We start from the raw sequence: 17,303 nt of genomic DNA on the forward strand, positions 1-17,303 counted from the left end.
TCTCTACCTGCTGCTGCCCATGGGCCTGCTGGTGCTCGGCAGCTTCGGCCAGGGCTGGACCAACACCCTGCTGCCCACCGGCACCACCGGCCGGTGGTATGCCGAGCTGTGGCAGGACCCGTCCTTCCGCAAGGCCTTCGGCAGCAGCCTGGTGGTGGCACTCTCGGCCTGCGCCATCGACGCGCTGCTGGCGCTGCCGCTGGCCTGTGCGCTCTACCACGGCGCGCGTCGCGGGGGCGGCATGGCAGCGCGGCTGGTGTCGGCCATGCCGGTGGCGGTGCCGGCCATCACGCTGGGCTTCGGCTACCTGCTGGTCTTCAACACCGACACCCTGCCCTGGCTGGGCAGCACGCCGCTGCTGGTGGCCGCCCACGCCATCGCCACCCTGCCCTACCTCACCAACACCCTGCTGACCGACCTGCGCCACCTGAGCCTGGAACGGCTGGAACAGGCCGCCGCCACCCTGGGCGCCAGCGAATGGCAGCGCTTCACGGGCATCGTGCTGCCCAGCCTGCGGCAGAGCCTGCTGTCGGGCCTGGTAATGGTCGCGGCGCTCTCGATCGGCGAATTCAACCTCTCCAACCTGCTGGCGGGCTTCCAGAACCGCACCTATCCGGTGGTGCTGCTGCAGGCCTTCTACGGCGCCACGGGCTTCGCCTGCGCCGCCACCGTGGTGCTGCTGCTGCTCGCGGGCATCGCTGCGCTGCTGTCCTCCACCGTTTTCCGCAAGCCGTCCCCATGAGCCTCGTTTTCGATCAGGTCAGCTACCGCTATCCCGGCACCACGCAGGGGCTGCACGCGGTGTCGTTCGATGTCGCCGCCGGCGAGCTGGTGGCCGTCATCGGGCCCAGCGGCTCGGGCAAGTCCACCCTGCTCAAACTGGTGGCGGGGCTGGAGACGGGACATGCCGGCCGCATCGTGCTGGGCGGGCAGGACATGGCGGGCACGTCCGTCCACCAGCGCGGCATCGGCATGGTGTTCCAGAGCTATGCCCTCTTTCCGCACCTGAGCGTGCAGGACAACGTGGCCTACGGCCTCACGCTGCGCAAGGTGCCCGCGGCCGAACGGCGCCGCCGCGCGCTGGAATTGCTGGAGGTGGTGGGCCTGGCCGGGCACGCCCAGCGCGCCGTCACGCAGCTGTCGGGCGGACAGCAGCAGCGCGTGGCGCTGGCGCGGGCCCTGGCCATCGACCCGCGCGCGCTGCTGCTCGATGAACCCCTCTCCGCCCTGGACGCCAGCGTGCGCGGCCACCTGCGCGACCAGATCCGCAGCCTGCAGCAGCGCTTCGGCGCCACCACGCTGCTGGTCACGCACGACCAGGAAGAGGCCCTGGCCATGGCCGACCGCGTGGCGGTGCTCAAGGACGGCCGCCTGCTGCAGATGGCCGCACCCCGCGCGCTGTACGAACGGCCGGCCTGCCGCGCGGTGGCCGAATTCGTGGGCCTTTCCACCCTGCTTCCCGCCCGCGTGAACGCCGAAGGCCGCGTGGACACGGGCTTTGCCGAACTGGCCGTGTCCACCGCCGGCCGCACCGTCGGCCAGGCCGTGCATGTGCTGGTGCGCCCCGAACACGTGCAGGCCGATCCGCCTGCCGGCGCCCCCAACCGCCTGGCCGGCCAGGCCGGCGCGCAGCGCTACCTGGGTGCGGTCACCCGCTACGACTTCGCCGTGGCCGGCGCACCCTGCCCCCTGCTGTGCGAAGGCGCAAGGCCAGCCCGCGAGGCCGTCGCCATCGCGCCCGAGCACCTGCAGCTGCTGGACGAGTGACCGGCTCCCGCCTTCCGCTGCCTTGCTTTCATTCATCCGCCTTCTCCCTTCCTCCAGGAGCCTTTCCATGCACCGCAGACATCTCCTCCAGGCCGCCGGCACCCTGCCCCTGACCTCCCTGCTCACGACCCGCGCCGCCTTCGCCTTCGAAGGTGCCGAGCTCTACGCCGGCGAGCGCGCCCTCTACGACGAGGCGAAAAAGGAGGGCCTGTGCGTCTCCTTCGACACCGGCCCCGAATGGGCGAACTGGAAATCGCTGTTCCGCGACTTCAAGAAGCGCTACCCCGAGATCGAGCTGACCTACAACGACCTGGGCTCGGCCGCCACCGTGGTCGCGCTGGAGAAGATGCGCCGCCGCCCGCAGGCCGACACCGCCTATTACTTCGCCGCCTCGGCCGTCGATGCGGTGAAGAAGGACGTGGTCGCCCCCTTCAAGCCGCTGCACTTCGACAAGCTCCCCGACGTCTTCCGCGACGCCGAAGGCCGCTGGTTCACCATCCACACCCTGAACATCGCCTTCCTGGTCAACAGGAAGCTGGTCAGGAACGTGCCCGCCGGCTGGGCCGACCTGCTCAAGCCCGAATACAAGGGCGCCGTCACGTACCTCGACCCGCGCAGCACCGGCGTGGGCCAGGTGATGGCCTTCGCCGCCGCCTATGCCAACGGCGGCAGCGTGGACGACATCAAGCCCGGCATCGACTACCTGGGCCGCCTGCATGCGGCCGGCAACGTGCAGCGCGTGGAAGGCACCACGCCTTACGCCAAGTTCCTCAAGGGCGAGATCCCCGTCTGGATCGGCTACGAGAACGACGGCCTCAAGGCCAAGTTCAGCGACGGCATGGGCGACGACTGCGCCGTGGTCATCCCCCGGGAGGCCAGCGTGGCCGCGCCCTACGCCATCAGCCTGGTCAAAAACGGCCCCAACCCCAACGCCGGCAAGCTGTGGCTCAACTTCATCATGAGCACTGCCGGCCAGCAACTCTTCGCCCAGGGCTTCGTGCGCCCGGCCGTGCCCGGCACGCCGCTGCCCGCCGACATCGCCGCCAGGATGCCCGCCGCACCGCAGATCCGCCCGCTGGACGTGGTCAAGGCCGCCGCCCGCAAGGCCGAGGTGGACCAGCTCTGGGCCCAGGTGGCGCTGGCCGCCAAGTAAGTCCATCCATGATCCGCCGCTTCGGTGCCTGGCCCGCCTGGGCCTTCATGGCGCTCTTCTTCGCGCTGCCGCTGGCCGCGCTGGTGCCCGAGGCGTTTGCCGAACGCGGCAGCGCCTTCGGCCGGCTCTTCGCGAACCCGCTGCTGCCCGCCGCGCTGCGCAACACGCTGGCGCTGGGGCTGACGGCCGGCAGCGTGTCGGCCCTGGTGGGCACGGCAGTGGCCATCGAGCTGGCGCGCCAGCCGGCCGCGCGCCGGCGCTGGATGATGGCCCTGCTGGGCCTGCCGCTGGCGTTCTCGGGCCTGGTAATCGCCTACGGCTTCATCCTGGCCTTCGGCCGTGCAGGCTTCGTCACCCAGCTGCTGGCCCGGCTGGGCGCCGACCCGGCGCAGGTGGGCGGCTGGATCTACGGTGCGGGCGGCCTGGGGCTGGCCTATGCCTATTACCTGGTGCCGCGGGTGGCGCTGTCGCTCTACCCCGTGTTCGCCAACCTCGACCTGCGCCCCATGCTGGCAGCGCGCACCCTGGGCGCCACGCGCTGGCGCGCCTTCAACGACACGGTGGTGGCCGAGGTCGCGCCCTCGGTGCTGTCCAACGCCTGCCTGGTGGCGGCCATCGCCATGGGCACCTATGGCACGGCCCTGGCCCTGGCGGGAACGCAACTCAACATCCTGCCGCTGATGCTCTATGCCCAGGTGGGCGACGGCGGATCGGACTTCGGCGTGGCCGCGGCCCTGTCGCTGCTGCTGATGGCGCTGTGCGTCATCGTGATGGGCGCGGGCGACGCGCTGGCGCGCAGGCGCGAGCGGAATACGACACATGCAAGCACGACGCACTGACACCCAGCAAGGCAGCGAAGACGGCGGCCCGGCCCCCACCACCCTGCCGCCCGCAGTGCGCACGGCCCTGCAACAGCTGGCCGGGCACCAGCGCGGCCCCCGGCGTCACCGGCGGCCGGTGGGCATCATCGGCCCGGGCGACGGCGGCGAGCGCGAATGCAGTGCCGCCCGGCAAGTGGCCCGGGCGCTGGCCGGCGCGGGCATCGCCATCGTGTGTGGCGGGCGCGGCGGTGTGATGGCCGCCGCATCGCAGGGCGCGGCCGAGGCCGGGGGCCTCGCCATCGGCATCCTGCCCGAAGAGGACGAGCGCAATGCCAACGACTGGCTGGGCGTGGCGCTGCCCACCGGCATGGGGGAAATGCGCAACGCCCTCATCGCCCGCAGCGCCGTCTGCCTGGTCGCCATCGGCGGCAACATGGGCACGCTGTCGGAAATGGCGCTGGGCCTGAAATGGGGCACACCCGTCTTCGTGATGCACGGCGACGTGGCCCTGCCGGGCGCCGTGCCCGTGGCGGACGTGGCGGAGATGCTGGCCCGCGTGGCGGCATGCCTGCTGGAATGAGGCGCCGGCGCGGCGGGGCAGCAGCGCACACCCGCGTGCCGCGCGCGCACGAAAAAGGGCACCTTGCGGTGCCCTGAAAAAGGTGCCGGGTCGCGGCCCCGGCCGGCCGGTCCCGGCCGATGGCCCGGAGCCTGATCAGTAGTAGCGGCGGATGTTGTCCACGGCGATACCGTTCATGGCGCGGCTCAGATCGGCCATGATGCGGGCATCGTGCAGGGCGGCATTCCAGGTCTTTTCGTCCTCGGCCTCACGGCGGCGGGCTTCCTTCCAGGCGTGGAAGCCGGCGCGCAGCATGGACGCGGTGCGGCGGACGGGGCCGGCCAGCAGGGCCAGAGCGGCGAAGGCGATCAGCCAGAGCACCATCCAGGCGGCGAGCGTGTGGCCTTCGCCCCACATGTCGATGACCTGGTTGGCCACCACCAGCACGGCAGCCACGATGGCGGCCAGCAGCAGGGAGGAGGCGCCGCGTGCGCCGTCGAAGGCGCTCTTCAGGGTGGCGGCAGCCTGTTCGGCGCGTGCCACGCCGGGATGTTCGGTACGGTAGTCGATGTGTACAAAGTTCGTCATGATGCAGACCCTCTCAAACGCTTGTGGCGAAGTTGCCGGGCGAATGGAGGTATCTTAGGGTTTACCCCAGGGTTGTTCCACTTTATATTTTGAATCCCAGACATTCACAACGATGATGGTTCAGGCATGCAGCCCGTCAATTTCCGCTCGCTCGACCTGAACCTCCTGCGTGTATTCGACGAGATCATGGCCGAGCGCAACCTCACCCGCGCCGCCGCCAAGCTCGCCCTGACCCAGCCCGCGGTGAGCAATGCCCTGCGCCGCCTGCGCGAAGTGCTGGGCGACGACCTCGTGGTGCGCAGCGGACAGGGGGTGGAGCCCACGCCCCGCGCTCTGGCCCTCTGGCCCCCGGTACGGCAGGCGCTCGCCCAGCTGCAGCAGTCGCTCGCCCCCGGCGCCTTCGATCCGGGGTCGGCCAACTCCACCTTCGTGCTCGCCATGGCCGACGCCACGGGCGCCACGCTGATCCCCCCGCTGGTGGAGATCGTGGAGCGCGAGGCGCCCGGCGTGTCGCTGCGGGTGGTGCCGCTCACCACGCGCGACCCGCGCGGCCTGCTGGACGATGAATCCACCGACATGGCCGTGGGCTACTTCCCCGCCGTGATGGCCGACCTCACGGCACGGGCGCAGACCGACAGCGTCATCGCCTATGAAAGCCTGCGGCTCTACGACGGCGAATATGTCTGCGTGATGCGCCAGGGCCATCCCCTCGCCCGCGAGCCGCTCACGCTGGACCAATACTGCGCGGCGCGCCATCTGCTGGTGAGCTTTTCGGGCAAGCCCTACGGCTTCATCGACGAGGCCCTGGCCGCGCTCGGCCGCGAACGGCGCATCGTGCTCACGGTGAACCAGTTTTTCACTGCCGGCCGGGTGGTGGCGACCACCGACCTGCTTACCGTGCTGCCGCGCCACTTCGTCGGCGTGGCGAGCCTGGGCGGGGAACTCGTCTGGCGTCCGCTGCCCATGCCGCTGCCCACCGTGCATGTGGATGCGCTCTGGCACCGCCGCAAGCTCCACGATGCCGCCCACCTCTGGCTGCGGGGCGCCATGGCGCGGTCGGCCCAGCACACGGCGGCGCGCCCTCCGGCAGCCGCGGCAGCGTCCGCACCGGAGAATCCGGGGGCATGAAGATCCAATTGCTGTCCGACCTGCACCTGGAGGCCCATCCCGCATTTCAGCCCAGCCCCGCACCGGGGGCCGACCTGCTCGTCCTGGCCGGGGACATCGGCTCCTACCAGACCGGCTCCCGCCTCGCGGACGACGACGTCGGACTGGCGCGCTTTTCCCCGCTGCCGCAGCATGCGGGCTGGCCGGTGCCGGTGCTGTTCGTGCCGGGCAACCATGAATACGACCTGCACGACTTCGACGCGGCGCGGGACCGCCTGCGCGCCACCTGCGAACGGCTGGGCCTGCAATGGCTCGACCGCGAGACGATGGTGCTGCAGGGCGTGCGCTTCGTGGGCACCACGCTCTGGAGCGACTTCGATGCACTGGCCCTGGACAAGAGCGACGGGGGCGCCGACATGGCGCGGCTGCTGCGCCACCGGGACAAGGCCTTCCGCGCCGCCAACTTCTACCTGAGCAAGACCGGAGGCACGCGCGGCGGCGAGCCCTTCCTGGCCGAGACGATGCGCGAAGAGGCGCTGCACTGCCAGGACTGGCTGCGCAGCGCCCTGCAGGCCCCCTTCGACGGACCCACGGCAGTGGTCACCCACTTCGCCCCCAGCCTGCGCAGCGCCGACCCCCGCTATGGCCTGGTACCCGGCACGGCAGGCTTTTGCAACGCGCTGGACGACCTGCTGCCCCTGGCGCAGGTCTGGATGCACGGCCACCTGCATGCCCCCAGCGACTACACCGCGCAGGGCACCCGCCCGGACGGCAGCGCCTGGGCCTGCCGCGTGGTCGCCAACCCGCTGGGCTATGCGGGCAAGGGCGAGCAGGAGACTTTCCGGCCACATTTCACCGTGACCGTATGATGGCGCCACGGGGAGCACCCACCCCGGCCCGCACGCGCACGGCAGCACAAAGATGACCCAGGTCAAGACAACAGGCACAGGCGCGCTTTAGCCTTTCCACCCCCTTTGTGAAGTCATCCCAAGCATGAAAATCCTCCTCGCCGTCGACGGCAGCGCCTACACCAAGAAGATGCTGGCCTACCTCGCCACGCATGACGAACTGCTCGCGGGCGGTGCGCACGACGTGACCGCCATCACCGTGCAATCGCCGCTGCCGCCCCGGGCCCGCGCGGCGCTGGGCAAGGACGTGGTCGAGAAGTACTACGCCGACGAGGCCGAGAAGGTCATCGGCCCCGTCGCCAAGTTCCTCTCCCGCCACGGCATCACCGCCAAGCGCCTCGTGAAGACCGGCCCCGTGGGCGAGACCATCGCCAAGGCCGCCGATGCGGGCAAGTTCGACCTGCTGGTCATGGGCTCCCACGGCCACGGCGCCCTGGGCCAGCTCGTCATGGGCTCGGTCAGCACCCAGGTGCTGGCCAGCAGCCGCGTCCCCGTGCTGCTGGTGCGCTGAAGCAGCGGCTTGCCATCAGAAGGCCGCGGAGCAGGCCGCGCTCAGGGGGATGCCCTGCTTTTCAATCCGTCGAAGCAGGTCTGCACCGCCCAGTCCACGATCTGTTCATCGGTATAGCCGCCCTGCTCCCGCAGCATGGACAGCAGCGGATCGGCGCTGCGGGCATAGATGGAGTAGAGAATCACCTCGGCCGGCAGCACCCGGCTCAGCAGGCCTTCGCCCTGCGCGGCGGTGATCCATTCCATGACCCGTGCACTCACGCATTGCAGGGCGCTCTGGTAGGCCGCGCATTCCTTGAGCGGCCGCTGCAGGCCCGAATTGCGGCTGAGCAGCAGCGGCAGCTCGTCGGTGAGCTGCAGCGAGAGCAGCCAGCGCAGCAGCCGCTGGAGGCAGTCGAGCGGCGGAAGGCCCGGAGGCAGCCCTTCGAGGAACTCGCTCAGGCGCTCGACCGCGCGCGCCATGGCCGTCGCGCAGAGATCTTCCTTGCCGGCGAAATGCTTGTAGAGACTGGCCTTGGCCACGCCCACCTCGGCGGCGACCTCGTCGAGCGTCATGGCCTCGAAGCCCTTTTCGCCCAGCAGCCGGCCTGCGGCGGCGACGATGGCCTGGGCGCGGGCCTCGTGCATCTGTGCCCTGAAGGAGCGGCGGGGTGGCGGGGAAGGCGTATTCATGTACACATCTTAGGGCCTGCGTCAAGGCTCCATCACCACGGTCGAGTTGCCGGTCACGCGGCGGCGAGCGAGCGCGCGGCGGTGGCCATCAGCGCGTCGGTGAGCGAGTCCAGCACTTCGGACTCCAGGTTCCAGCAATGCCAGTAAAGCTGGATCGGCAGGGCGTGGCCGGGCGCGAGATCCACCAGCGCCCCGCTGGCGAGGGCGGGACGCGCGAGCAGCTCGGGAACCACTCCAGCCCCCCAGCCGGCGATGACCGCGCGCACCTGGCCTTCGGAACTGGGCACGAAGAGGTGGTGCAGCGCCACGCGCTTGAGACCGAACGTCCGCATGATGAACTCCGACTGCATGTCGTCCTTGCGGTTGAACGACAGGAACGGCACGTCGCGGAAGTTGTGCGGCGTCAGGCCCTGGGGCAGGTGCCGGGCCGCCAGGCCCGGGGAGGCCACCGCCACGTAGCGCATGGCGCCCAGCGGCACGACCTTGCAGCCCCGCAGCGCCTGCTTGAGCGTGGTCACGCAGCCCAGCACCTGGCCCGAGCGCAGCCACTCCTGGGTGAAGTCCTGGTCGTCCACGATGATTTCGATGGGCAGGCGCTGGCGGGCCAGGTCGTGCAGCGCGTCCAGCGCCCAGGTGGCGATGCTGTCGGCATTGATGGCGATGGCGATGCGCTCGTCCTCGCGGGCGCCGCCGGGCGCGCTGGGGGCGAGCTCCTGCAGGTCGCGCTCCAGGTCGGCGCGCAGCAGGCGCAGCTGCTTGGTGTGCTTGAGCAGCAGCTGCCCTGCGCTGGTGGGCTTGAGGGGCCGGCTGCGCACGATCAGCACGGAGCCCACCTGCGCCTCCAGCGCCCGCAGGCGCTGCGAGACGGCCGACTGGGTGACGTTCAGGCGCTGCGCCGCACGCTCGAAGCCCCCCTCTTCCACGATGGCGGCCAGGCATTCCAGGGCGGCAGGATCGAAGGTGCTCATGGCGGGTGGCCCATTAGACGAACTGATGAATTTGGAGGAAGTTTAATTCCTCTTCAAAAAAACCAGGCGCCGCAGCACACTGCGGAGCCATGAAAACCATCGTCCTCGGAGCCGGCATCATCGGCATCAGCACCGCGTGGCACCTGCTCGAGCGCGGACATGAAGTCATCGTCGTCGATCGCCAGCCCGATGCGTCGCTGGAGACCAGCTACGCCAATGCGGCGCAGATCTCGGTGAGCTATTGCGAGCCCTGGGCGAACCGCGAGGCGCCCTGGAAGGCGCTCAAGTGGATGTTCGACAAGGAGGCTCCGCTGCTGTTGCGCCCCCAGCTGGACTGGGAGCAGTGGCGCTGGAGCCTGAAGTTCCTCGCGCAGTGCAACGACGCCGCCTTCGCCCGCAACGTGCAGCAGATCGTGGCACTGGGGGCGTACAGCCATGCCGCGCTCAAGGACATGGTGCGCGCCACCGGCATCGGGTACCACCGGCTCGAGCGCGGCATCGCCCACTTCTACACCGACCAGAAATCCTTCGATGCGGCCGGCAAGGCCGTGGACCTGATGCGCCAGTACGGCGTGCAGCGCCGCATCGTGAGCCGCGACGAACTGCTGCAGATCGAGCCGGCGTTCCGCGCCTATGGCGACCGCATCACCGGCGGCACCTACACCAGCACCGACGAGAGCGGCGATGCCCGGGTGTTCACCCAGGCGCTGGCACGCCGCTGCGCAGAGCGGGGCGCCCGGTTCCTCTTCGGGCACGACGTGCTGCGGCTGCAGCGCACGGGCGACGCGATCGACGCCGTCACGGTGCGCTCCCGCGAGCCCGGCTCGGCCGCGCAGGAACTGCGTGCCGACGCGTTCGTGGTGGCCTGCGGCTCCTACACGGCGCCGCTGCTGCGCACGGTGGGCGTGGACCTGCCCATCTACCCCGGCAAGGGCTACAGCGCCACCTTCCCGCTGCTCAAGCCCGAGGGCGCGCCCATGGTCTCCACCATCGACGACGGCAAGAAGATCGCTATGAGCCGCCTTGGCAATTTCCTGCGCGTGGCCGGCACGATCGAACTGGGGGGCTATGACCTCTCCCTGGACAGCCCCGTGGCCCGCGCGCGCTGCCACATGCTCTCGCGCCGCATCGCCGAGATCCTGCCCGGCGTGTGCGACACGCGCACGCCCGAGGAAGGCGGCAATCCGCAATACTGGACCGGGCTGCGCCCTGCCACGCCGACCAACATCCCGTTCATCGGCCGCACGCGCGTGGGCAAGCTCTGGGTGAACGCAGGCCACGGCACGCTGGGCTGGACGCACGGCGCGGGCTCGGGCAAGGCGATGGCCGAGCTGCTGAGCGGCGAGCGGCCCGCGATGGATTTCGGCTTCCTCGGCTGCGGCGCGCAGGGCCGCCAGGCGAGCGGCACCCCCGTCGCCGCCTGACACGGGCGGCCCCAGGCCCGGCTGGCGGGCGTGCAGCGCTACCATCTCGCGCATGCCGTCCTCCTCCCATCTTCTCTTCCTGAACGCCTCCACCCGCGAGCCGGGCCACATCGGCAACACCGAGTGGCTGGCGCAGCAGGCCGCGGCCGCGCTGCCTGCAGACACCGCCCGAAGCTGGCTGCACCTCGCCCGCCTCGATCTGCCGCCCTTCGTGGACCTGCGCCACACCACCGGCACGTACCCCGCGCCCGAAGACGATCTGCGCACGCTGCTGGACGCCACGCTCGCGGCCACCGAAATCGTGTTCGTGTCGCCCGTGTACTGGTTCAGCATTCCCTCGACGCTCAAGACCTACCTGGACCACTGGAGCGCCTGGATGCGCGTGCCGGGCCTGGGGTTCAAGGAGCGCATGGCCGGCAAGGCGCTCAGCCTGGTCACGACCAGCGGCGACCGCGCCAAGGCCCAGCCGATGATCGATTCGGTGCAGCTGTGCGCTCAGTTCCTGGGCATGCGCTTCCGGGGCGCGCTCTGGGGCAAGGGCGGGCCACCGGGCGCGGTGCAGGCGGATGCGGCAGCCCTGCGGGAGGCTGCGGGCTTCCTGGCCGCACCTCTCTCCTGAGGCCCTACCGCCCGGGAGTGCCGGCGGCCGGCGTATCGGTGGCGGCCAGGTGGGTGTCCATCCACCGCAGCAGGTCCACCCACATCTGGCGCACCTGGCTGTCTTCGGGCATGCGCAGTTCGTGCTGCAGCTCGATGGTGACGACGGGCATGCCCTGGCGCACGCTGCCATAGTGGCCGAGCGAGCCCGGGAAGATGCCGAGCTGGTCGAGCCGCAGGCGGCCCAGCCGGCTGGGCGGCGGCAGCGGGCCATCGTAGTCGAGCACCCCGTACGGGGCGTGGATGCTCACCACCAGGTCGGGCCGGAAGCCGTCCATCTGCTCGTGCAGGAAGCGCGACTCGGGCTCGGACAGGGGCGTGGGGCCCGGCCAGCGGCGCGGATCGCGGTGGGTGCGCTTTTCCCAGTACACCGGGGCATCGCGCTCCCAGTTCGGCGTGGGGAAGTTGCGATTCAGGTCCACGCCCCGTGCATTCACGCGCGTCGCCGGACGGGCCAGCATGCCGTCGGGGTTGAGCGCCGGAATGAAGCGCCAGTGCACGGGCTGCCGCAGCGCCGGCTGCGGCTGGGCCGCGAAACCGATCCAGCGCATGGCCAGCGACGCAGAGGTGGGCTCGTCGCCATGGATTGCACCCAGCACCAGCACGCGCAGGGGCTCCGGCCCCGCGGCACCACCGGCCGCCGGTGCAGGAGGCACGTCCCGCCAGTAGATCGGCACCCCCTTGCGGGAATGCGCGCCGCTTTCGGACAGGCGCGTGGATTCGCAGAGCGGCCGGTCCACCGTGGGCAGGCGCGGCAGCAACAGCTTGCAGGCGGCCACCGATTCCGCCGCGCCGGGCGACGGCAAGGGTATGGGGACCTGGGCGGGCGCCACGGCACGGTCAGCCATGGCGCCGGCTGCGGACGCTGCGCCTCCATCGCCACGCCCCGGTGCGGATGCGGCCCCTCTTCGGAGCAGGGCCGTGCCGGACGCCCGGGGCAGGGCCGGGATGGCTGCGGCGTCACCCGAGCGCTCGGCAGGCGCGCCGAGCACGACCACCGAGTGGTAGCCTGCACCGGCTTCCCCCGTGCCCAGGTGCCCCCGCCCGACGGCGACCACCGCGTCGGAGGCCGTGCCCGCGCCAGCCTGTCCGCCGGCCTGGAAGGCACGGGGATCCCACAGGGAAGCACCGAACAGCGCCAGCGCCAGCGCGGCCGCCGGAGGCATCAGCCATGGGGACGGGAAACCCGGACGGCGCGGGATGGCGGGCACCCCGGGAGTGCCGTTCGTGCGCGCCGCCATCAGTGGATGGTCCGCGGAGCGGAGGAGCCGAGGAAGTCCAGCAGCGCGCCATCGAAGCCGTCCGGGTCTTCCAGCTGCGGCCAGTGCCCCACGTTCGGCAGGCTCAGGTGCCGCGCATCGGGCAGCACGTGGGCCAGGGCCTGCAGGGCCTCGGGCGGCATGCAGCGGTCCTGGGCACCGCTCACGAGCAGAGTGGGCATCGACAGGTGGGCGAGATCCGCGGCATCGCGCGCGAACGCGGGCAGCAGCTCCAGCGCGCGGCGAAAGGCGGAACGGTGGACCTGGCCCATGGCATGGCCCGCCAGGCGCGCGCCTTCGGGCAGCGCACCGGTACCGGTCTGGCGCGGCACCAGCAGTTCGGCCACGCGCTCCATGGCCTGGTCGCCCTCCAGTGCGGCGACGCGGGGCGCCACCCAGGTGTCCAGGCCTTCGCCGTCCAGGGCGGGGCCGCCCGCGCAGAGCACCAACCGGCCCACGCGGCGGGGTGCCCGCACGGCGACCTCCACCGCCACCATGGCGCCCAGCCCGTGGCCGACGAGGGTGGTGCCCTGCGTGCACTGCAGGGCATCGAGCAGGGCGATGCAGCTCTGCGCCAGGCCCTTGAAGCTGTAGGGCTCGATGGGCGCGCTGCGGCCGTAGCCCGGCATGTCCCAGGCCACGGCACGGTAGCCGGCGCCCGCGAGGGTCTCGACCTGGGGAGCGAAAGTCAGGTGGCCGCCGTCCGCATCGTGCAGCATGAGCACGGTGGGGCCGGCGCCGAGGGTGGTGAAAGTGGGAAGCAGGACCATGGAAGGGAGGGGCAACGACAACGCGCCGGGTGAGGATTCGGCCCCTGGCGGCAGTGGGGGCGCGGGTACCGGACCATAATAGCCGACCCCTTCCTCCGCCCGGCGCGCGCCGCGCCTCCGCCTTCCGTGACACGACCCCTGCCCCGGCCCGCACTGGCCAGTCCGCCGAGCTTTTCCCCCCGCGAGTTCCGCGACGCGCTCGGCATGTTCGCCACCGGCGTGACCATCGTCACCGCGCAGGACGCCGCCGGCGGCCTCGTGGGCCTCACGGCCAGTTCGTTCAATTCAGTGTCGCTCGCGCCGCCGCTGGTGCTCTGGAGCCTGGGGCGCTCGGCCGGCTCGATGGGAGCGCTGGCCGCCGGTTCGCACTATGCGATCAACGTGCTGGCGGCCGACCAGAAGGCGCTGGCCGAGCGCTTCGCAAGCCGTGGCGTGGACCGCTTCGCGGGCGTCGCCTACACGCCGGGCGTGGCGGGCGCGCCGCTGATCGAGGGCGCGGTGGCCACGTTCGAATGCTTCAACCGCAGCCGCTACGACGAGGGCGACCACGTCATCTTCGTCGGAGAGGTGGAGCGCTGCGCGCACCGCCCGGGCGTCCCGCCGCTGCTCTACCACGGCGGGCGCTTCTATACCGAACACCCCCTCTGAGCAGCCGCCGGACCGGTCAGCGCACCGTGTCGGGCAACTCGATCTTGACCTCGAGCACCTCGAGGTTGTCCTGGCGTTCCAGCTGCACCTTCAGGTCCTCGGGGCTGATCTTGACGTACTTGGAGATCACGGCGACGAGTTCGCGCTGGAGCGCGGGCAGGTAGTCCGGTTCGGAGGCGTTGCGGCCGTTGCGCTCGTGCGCGAGGATGATCTGCAGCCGCTCCTTGGCGACGCTGGCGGTCTTCTTCTTTTCGCCGAGCAGGAATGAGAGAAAGGATGCCATGCGTTACCTCCCGCCGAAGATGCGCTTGAAGAAGCCGGGCTTCTGCGCGTCGATGAAACGCAGGGGCTTGTCCTCGCCCAGGAAGCGCGCCACCACGTCCTTGTAGGCCTCGGACACGTCCGTGCCCTGCAGGTGGATGGCGGGCGTGCCCTGGTTGGACGCCTGCAGCACACTCTCGGACTCCGGCACCACGCCGATGAGTTCGATGCGCAGGATGTCCTGGATGTCCTCCAGGCTCAGCATCTGCCCGTCCTGCACGCGGCCGGGGTTGTAGCGCGTGATGAGCAGGTGTTCCTTGATGGGTTCCTTGCCCTCGATCGCACGCTTGGTCTTGCTGCCCAGCATGCCCAGGATGCGGTCCGAATCGCGCACCGAGGAGACCTCGGGGTTGGTCACCAGCAGCGCTTCGTCGGCGAAGTGCATGGCCATAAGCGCGCCGCTCTCGATGCCGGCGGGCGAGTCGCAGACGATGTATTCGAAGTCCATCGCAGCGAGGTCGTTCAGCACCTTCTCGACGCCTTCCTGCGTAAGCGCATCCTTGTCGCGCGTCTGGCTGGCGGCCAGCACGAACAGGTTCTCGCACTGCTTGTCCTTGATGAGGGCCTGGTTCAGATTGGCCTCGCCATGGATCACGTTGATGAGGTCATACACGACGCGGCGCTCGCAGCCCATGATGAGGTCGAGGTTGCGCAGGCCGACGTCGAAGTCGATCACGGCGGTCTTGTGGCCGCGCAGCGCGAGGCCCGATGCGAAGCTGGCGCTGGTGGTGGTCTTTCCCACGCCTCCCTTGCCGGAGGTCACGACGACGATTTTGGCCATTTCTGCAAATTCCTTGGGGCGTTGGTCTGGTGTTCTGGGGTCAGGCGAGCGGCTCGATGATCAGCTTCTCGCCGTCGAGCCGCACCTGCGCGGGCTTGCCGCGCACGTTGTCGGGCAGCTCGGTGTCGGTGGTGCGGTAGATGCCGGCCACCGAGACGAGCTGCGGTTCCAGGCAGGTACTGAAGATGCGGGCAGAGGTATCGCCCCGCGCACCGGCGATGGCGCGGCCGCGCAGCGGCGCATAGACGTGGATGTTGCCGTCGGCGATCACTTCGGCGCCGAAGCTCACGACGGCCATCACCACGAGGTCGGAGCCGCGCGCATAGACCTGCTGGCCCGAGCGCAGCGGTTTGTCCACCACGACGGTGCCGGGCGCGGGAGCGGGCACTTCGCGCACCACCTCGACCTCGCGCACGACTTCGCGGACGACCTCCTGCGCGGGCGATTCGGCCGCGGCGGGCGGCTGGGCAGCGCGGGCAGGCGGGGCTTCCGGCGCGGCCACGAGCCCGGCGGCGAGCGCGGCCTCCATCTGCGCGGGGCTGCCGCCGCGCACGGCCACGGGCTGGGTGCGGTGCTGGCGCAGCAGGGCCATGAGGGCGGGGAAATCGATGGGCGCAGCCTCTTCGCGCACGGCGGCGAGGTCGATCAGCACCGGATCGTTATCGAAGAAACCGGGATCCTCCCCGAGGCGCGCGGCCAGATCGGCGGCGAACGCGTCGGCGTCGGTGGTCCGCAGCGCCACGGCCACCACGGGCAGTTGGGCGCTCTTGAGGTCAAAGCTGGTGCGGGCCTGGCCCACCGTGTCAACGGCCATGGAAGGAAGGAGTGCGAACGACGCGGCTCAAAGCGGCGGAGTTTACCGTTACCGGGGCCAGCGCATGTATCGCGCGGGGATTCCGCAGGGGAAACGTACCGGCCCTCCACGCCAGTGCAGGGCGCGCCCCATCAAAAGGCCGCGGAGCAGGCCACGCCAGCAGACGCCGTGGAACCGGCTCCGCCGGGCCACCGGCGTCGTCCCCCTGGGGGCTGAAGGCCGCGGCTCCGGGCCTGCCTGCGCAGGCCTGGACGTGCCTGAAGGGCTGCCGACTCTGGCGGCTGCACGGAGGCGCCGAAGGCGACTCAGGGGGACAGCATGTTCTGCGACTCAGGGGAGGATCAGAACTTCGGTATGCGGATCCGGCTGATCATGAGCGAGCCGGACACCGCGAACAGCAGCACGAAGGGGTGCAGCGTGAAGCCCCCCACCAGCAGCTTGCCGAACCACAGGTTCTCGCGCACGGCGCCGAGCGATGCGGCCAGCGCCATGAGCCCCACGAGCACGATGGACGTGGGGATCGGCGTGCCCTCGAAGTACTTCACCTTGCCCGAGCCTTCGGAGAGCGTTTCCGCCGTGACGTTGTAGCGCGCCAGGCGCGAGACGCCGCAGGCCACGAAGAAGGCCAGCACGATGCGGTCGTAGAGGCCCTGCATGCCGCAGGCGTAGGCGATGATGGCCGGCGCCACGCCGAAGGAGATCACGTCGGCCAGCGAATCCAGCTCGCGGCCCATGGCGGAAGACTTCTGCCGCCAGCGCGCGACGCGGCCGTCGAGCACGTCGAAGATCAGCGCTGCCAATACCAGCGCGGCGGCGAAGTACACGTGGCGCACGTCGCCCGTCTCCATGAACGTCATGGAGGAGAACAGTGCCCCCACGCCGCACACGGCATTGCCCAGCGTGAACCAGTCGGCCAGGTGGAACTCGCGGATCATCGAAAAACGCTTGGGGGCTTGCGGGGTCATGGGCGGTCTTTCCTTCCTGGCGGTTCCTGCGGATGCTGCGGCGCGGGGCCGTCGGCCGATTATGGGACGGGGCCGGCGCCGGCCTCGTCAGGTATGTCCTACCGGCGTGCACCCGGACCCTGCTGGGGCGGCGAGCGCAAGGTCTCCAGATGGATGCTCGTTTCCGTATTGCGGATGCCCTTGATGAGCCGGATGCGCTCCAGCGCCTGTGCCAGCTCGGCCAGGGACGCGACCTGCAGCTCGGCCAGCAGATCCCACTGGCCGTTGGTGGCGTGCAGGGACAGCACGCTCGGCTCGCCCAGCAGGGAGGCCGTGACGCGGCGTGCGTCGTTGCCCTCGATGGAAATGCTCATCCAGGCCTGCAGCCCGCCGGTCTCGCCCTCCGGCCGCAATCGCACCGTGTAGCCGACGATCGTTCCCGCGTCTTCCAGCTTGCGGATGCGGTTGGTGACGGTGCCGCGCGACACGCCCAGGCGCGTTGCCAGCGTCGCCACGCTGGCGCGGGCGTTGTGGCGCAGGGCAGCGATGAGTTGCTGGTCGATATTGTCCATAGTGGCAACAGATGCTGCCATAACGGCAGCTTTCTGTGCAATTGCGGTCAATCCTGGCGA

Annotated in this window: 21 protein-coding genes; 11 read left to right on the forward strand and 10 right to left on the reverse strand. The window is 70.4% G+C overall.

The genetic code is table 11. The features are described from left to right. Nucleotides 1-19: 19 nt before the first annotated feature. From BLR05_RS18895 to BLR05_RS18915, 5 genes are all read left to right on the forward strand, one after another. Nucleotides 20-742 (forward strand): ABC transporter permease, encoded by a 723-nt coding sequence (locus BLR05_RS18895; protein ID WP_092837469.1) that lies wholly within the window; start codon nt 20-22, stop codon nt 740-742. Further along, on the forward strand, nt 739-1,767 hold the full coding sequence (locus BLR05_RS18900; RefSeq protein WP_092837328.1) for an ABC transporter ATP-binding protein: 1,029 nt from the start codon (nt 739-741) through the stop codon (nt 1,765-1,767). The genes BLR05_RS18895 and BLR05_RS18900 overlap by 4 nt, the downstream gene beginning before the upstream one ends. Before the next feature lie 67 nt (nt 1,768-1,834). Continuing rightward, complete coding sequence (locus BLR05_RS18905; protein ID WP_092837331.1) at nt 1,835-2,920, forward strand: extracellular solute-binding protein; 1,086 nt, start codon at nt 1,835-1,837, stop codon at nt 2,918-2,920. Nucleotides 2,921-2,928: 8 nt separating this feature from the next. Further along, on the forward strand, nt 2,929-3,759 hold the full coding sequence (locus BLR05_RS18910) for an ABC transporter permease (RefSeq protein WP_208606032.1): 831 nt from the start codon (nt 2,929-2,931) through the stop codon (nt 3,757-3,759). Next, nucleotides 3,740-4,321, forward strand: a complete 582-nt coding sequence (locus tag BLR05_RS18915) for a TIGR00725 family protein (protein ID WP_092837334.1) — start codon at nt 3,740-3,742, stop codon at nt 4,319-4,321. Before BLR05_RS18910 ends, BLR05_RS18915 begins: the two co-directional genes overlap by 20 nt. A 135-nt stretch (nt 4,322-4,456) precedes the next feature. Here the strand turns inward: BLR05_RS18915 and BLR05_RS18920 are convergent, their stop codons facing one another. Next, complete coding sequence (locus BLR05_RS18920; protein ID WP_092837337.1) at nt 4,457-4,888, reverse strand: hypothetical protein; 432 nt, start codon at nt 4,886-4,888, stop codon at nt 4,457-4,459. Between the two features lie 126 nt (nt 4,889-5,014). On the opposite strand from BLR05_RS18920, the gene BLR05_RS18925 reads away from it, so the two are divergent. The 3 genes from BLR05_RS18925 (at nt 5,015) to BLR05_RS18935 (ending at nt 7,414) form a co-directional block, all read left to right on the forward strand. Beyond that, the gene (locus BLR05_RS18925) at nt 5,015-6,016 is read left to right on the forward strand and encodes a LysR family transcriptional regulator (RefSeq protein ID WP_092837339.1); all 1,002 of its coding nucleotides are present in this window, start codon (nt 5,015-5,017) and stop codon (nt 6,014-6,016) included. Beyond that, on the forward strand, nt 6,013-6,864 hold the full coding sequence (locus BLR05_RS18930; protein WP_092837342.1) for a metallophosphoesterase: 852 nt from the start codon (nt 6,013-6,015) through the stop codon (nt 6,862-6,864). Before BLR05_RS18925 ends, BLR05_RS18930 begins: the two co-directional genes overlap by 4 nt. Before the next feature lie 124 nt (nt 6,865-6,988). Continuing rightward, nucleotides 6,989-7,414 (forward strand): universal stress protein, encoded by a 426-nt coding sequence (locus BLR05_RS18935; RefSeq protein WP_092837345.1) that lies wholly within the window; start codon nt 6,989-6,991, stop codon nt 7,412-7,414. A gap of 41 nt (nt 7,415-7,455) precedes the next feature. On the opposite strand, the gene BLR05_RS18940 is transcribed toward BLR05_RS18935, so the two are convergent. Then, nucleotides 7,456-8,040, reverse strand: coding sequence for a TetR/AcrR family transcriptional regulator (locus tag BLR05_RS18940; protein ID WP_196289779.1), 585 nt, complete (start codon nt 8,038-8,040; stop codon nt 7,456-7,458). Nucleotides 8,041-8,138: 98 nt separating this feature from the next. Continuing rightward, nucleotides 8,139-9,053 carry a LysR family transcriptional regulator ArgP gene (locus tag BLR05_RS18945; RefSeq protein ID WP_092837348.1) on the reverse strand — a complete coding sequence of 305 codons (915 nt, stop codon included), beginning with the start codon at nt 9,051-9,053 and terminating at the stop codon, nt 8,139-8,141. An 89-nt stretch (nt 9,054-9,142) separates the two neighbouring features. Between BLR05_RS18945 and BLR05_RS18950 the strand changes: the two genes are divergently transcribed. Together BLR05_RS18950 and BLR05_RS18955 are read left to right on the forward strand one after the other, a co-directional pair. After that, the gene (locus tag BLR05_RS18950; RefSeq protein WP_092837351.1) at nt 9,143-10,477 is read left to right on the forward strand and encodes a D-amino acid dehydrogenase; all 1,335 of its coding nucleotides are present in this window, start codon (nt 9,143-9,145) and stop codon (nt 10,475-10,477) included. Nucleotides 10,478-10,529: 52 nt separating this feature from the next. Further along, nucleotides 10,530-11,096: a flavodoxin family protein gene (locus BLR05_RS18955; protein WP_092837354.1), complete on the forward strand. Its 567-nt coding sequence runs from the start codon at nt 10,530-10,532 to the stop codon at nt 11,094-11,096. Nucleotides 11,097-11,100: 4 nt separating this feature from the next. Here the strand turns inward: BLR05_RS18955 and BLR05_RS18960 are convergent, their stop codons facing one another. Together BLR05_RS18960 and BLR05_RS18965 are read right to left on the reverse strand one after the other, a co-directional pair. Continuing rightward, a complete protein-coding gene (locus tag BLR05_RS18960) occupies nt 11,101-12,375 on the reverse strand; it encodes a M14 family zinc carboxypeptidase (RefSeq protein ID WP_092837357.1) in 1,275 nt (424 codons plus the stop codon). Further along, the gene (locus tag BLR05_RS18965) at nt 12,375-13,163 is read right to left on the reverse strand and encodes an alpha/beta fold hydrolase (RefSeq protein WP_092837360.1); all 789 of its coding nucleotides are present in this window, start codon (nt 13,161-13,163) and stop codon (nt 12,375-12,377) included. Before BLR05_RS18965 ends, BLR05_RS18960 begins: the two co-directional genes overlap by 1 nt. Nucleotides 13,164-13,289: 126 nt before the next feature. On the opposite strand from BLR05_RS18965, the gene BLR05_RS18970 reads away from it, so the two are divergent. Continuing rightward, nucleotides 13,290-13,811 carry a flavin reductase family protein gene (locus tag BLR05_RS18970; protein WP_092837363.1) on the forward strand — a complete coding sequence of 174 codons (522 nt, stop codon included), beginning with the start codon at nt 13,290-13,292 and terminating at the stop codon, nt 13,809-13,811. 16 nt (nt 13,812-13,827) lie between these two features. Here BLR05_RS18970 and minE read toward each other — a convergent pair whose 3' ends face one another. The 5 genes from minE to BLR05_RS18995 form a co-directional block, all read right to left on the reverse strand. Then, nucleotides 13,828-14,094, reverse strand: coding sequence for a cell division topological specificity factor MinE (minE, locus tag BLR05_RS18975; protein ID WP_011793316.1), 267 nt, complete (start codon nt 14,092-14,094; stop codon nt 13,828-13,830). 3 nt (nt 14,095-14,097) lie between these two features. Continuing rightward, entirely contained in the window at nt 14,098-14,913 is an 816-nt protein-coding gene (gene minD, locus BLR05_RS18980; RefSeq protein ID WP_092837366.1) for a septum site-determining protein MinD, read from the reverse strand. Between the two features lie 40 nt (nt 14,914-14,953). Continuing rightward, nucleotides 14,954-15,727 (reverse strand): septum site-determining protein MinC, encoded by a 774-nt coding sequence (minC, locus tag BLR05_RS18985; RefSeq protein WP_092837368.1) that lies wholly within the window; start codon nt 15,725-15,727, stop codon nt 14,954-14,956. A gap of 341 nt (nt 15,728-16,068) precedes the next feature. Then, nucleotides 16,069-16,692 (reverse strand): CDP-diacylglycerol--serine O-phosphatidyltransferase, encoded by a 624-nt coding sequence (pssA, locus tag BLR05_RS18990; RefSeq protein WP_092837371.1) that lies wholly within the window; start codon nt 16,690-16,692, stop codon nt 16,069-16,071. 98 nt (nt 16,693-16,790) lie between these two features. Next, complete coding sequence (locus BLR05_RS18995) at nt 16,791-17,243, reverse strand: Lrp/AsnC family transcriptional regulator (RefSeq protein ID WP_092837374.1); 453 nt, start codon at nt 17,241-17,243, stop codon at nt 16,791-16,793. Between the last annotated feature and the right edge of the window lie 60 nt (nt 17,244-17,303).

Source organism: Paracidovorax cattleyae, from assembly GCF_900104515.1.
In the GTDB taxonomy this organism is placed as follows: Bacteria; Pseudomonadota; Gammaproteobacteria; order Burkholderiales; family Burkholderiaceae_C; genus Paracidovorax; species Paracidovorax cattleyae.